Source organism: Arthrobacter sp. 10L424, from assembly GCF_056395325.1.
In genome coordinates this window covers 1-1,362 of sequence record NZ_JBFTJH010000025.1, presented here as the reverse complement: position 1 = coordinate 1,362, position 1,362 = coordinate 1, and the positions used below count along the sequence as shown (strand labels likewise).

The following is a 1,362-nucleotide window of genomic DNA, read 5'->3' as shown; positions in this document are numbered from 1 at the left end:
CCCTGTTGCCTCATGTCAATACCTCCGGGAAGGTGCAGTCGTTGCCTCAGATGAATTCCTCCGGCTGGCGCGTTGGTTCCATCGTTCGTTCACGGCGGGTTTGACGGGGGCAGCCTGTTTGGCAGTGGCGATGGCTTCTAGCTGGCCGGTGAGGGCCAGAATCTGCCGTGAGAGGGCGGCCGGCCGGATCTTTTTGTATTGCGCGTTCATCCGGATCACTGGCATCCGCGACAGGGCCGGGTGAGCTGAAGCGCGGCGGTGTGGGGTCGCTGCCCGGTCATGGGTTTTGCTCACTTTGGCTCCGTGGCGGGCCTTGGCGATGAGTTTTTGCTGGGGCAGCAGGTAGTTGGTGAAGATCCGGTCCAGCTCCCAGATCTCGTTGAGCAGTTGCAGTTCCCCGACGGTGTCGTAGCGCTGGTATCCGACAAGCTCCCGGACCCGGGACCAGTTCTTCTGCTCCACGTGGGCGCCGTCGTTCTTGTTGCCCGGGCGGGACCGCGTGAAGGTGATGCGGTGCTGCACGCAGAACTCGAAGAGCTCGTTGTTGATGAACTCGCTGCCGTTATCCGAATCGATGCCGATCACGGGAAACGGGAAGACGGTCTGGACGTGCTGCAGGGCCGCGAAGACGTGCTTCTGTGCCTTGTTCGGCACGGACCGGTTTACGGTCCAGCCGGTAGCGATATCGGTGACCGTGAGGGTGAAACAGAACTGGCCGGAACTATTAGCGCCGTCGTGGCCGACCAGGTCAATCTCGACGAAGCCGGGCACCGCGTCGTCCCACTGGGCCCAGGTGCGCACAGGGATCTGGGACTTCAGCAGCGATCCGGGTTTGGTATGGGTCCGGCCACGCGGCAAGAGCTTCGCCCGCTGGCCCGCCAGCCGCCGGTCGACGGTCGCCGCGCTCATGCGGGCGAGCAACGCTGCCTGCCCGTCAGTGATGTCCAGGGCCTTCTCAGCCCGCAGCATCGGCACGAGCTCCGGCAGCATCGGTGCCAGCAACTTCCCCGCCGGGGCACGCAGCACCGCCCAGCAAAGCACGAGCCCGTCCTGCAGATCAGCCCCGTAAACCGGGGCACGTCCCGGCCTGACGGGCCGGGGCCGCGGGGGATCGAGCGCATGCCGCAAAACCGACCGGGCATGATCCCGGTGCCAGCCGGTCAGCTCGACCAGCTCATCCAGAATCCGCCCCTTCCTGGCCCGATCACCGGCCCGGTAGGACTCGGCCAGGTGCTTCGTCACCGCCTTGCGCTCACCCATCGTCAATCCCATCCCTCAAGGATGTCCGCGGCCAACGTCCCGGAGCTTTTCCCATGAGGCAACGTATCCGGCTACGCGGAGGTTTTTTATGAGTCAACGCGG

Annotated in this window: 1 protein-coding gene; it reads right to left on the bottom strand. The window is 64.8% G+C overall.

Annotated elements, in window-relative coordinates; all coding sequences use genetic code 11:
- Nucleotides 1-15: 15 nt before the first annotated feature.
- The gene (locus AC1DC5_RS19010; RefSeq protein WP_476866196.1) at nucleotides 16-1,260 is read right to left on the bottom strand and encodes an integrase catalytic domain-containing protein; all 1,245 of its coding nucleotides are present in this window, start codon (nucleotides 1,258-1,260) and stop codon (nucleotides 16-18) included.
- Between the last annotated feature and the right edge of the window lie 102 nt (nucleotides 1,261-1,362).

Coding starts and splice junctions, on each gene's coding strand:
- AC1DC5_RS19010 (WP_476866196.1), bottom strand. CDS start 1,260: ATGGGTGAGCGCAAGGCGGTGACGAAGCACCTGGCCGAGTCCTACCGG.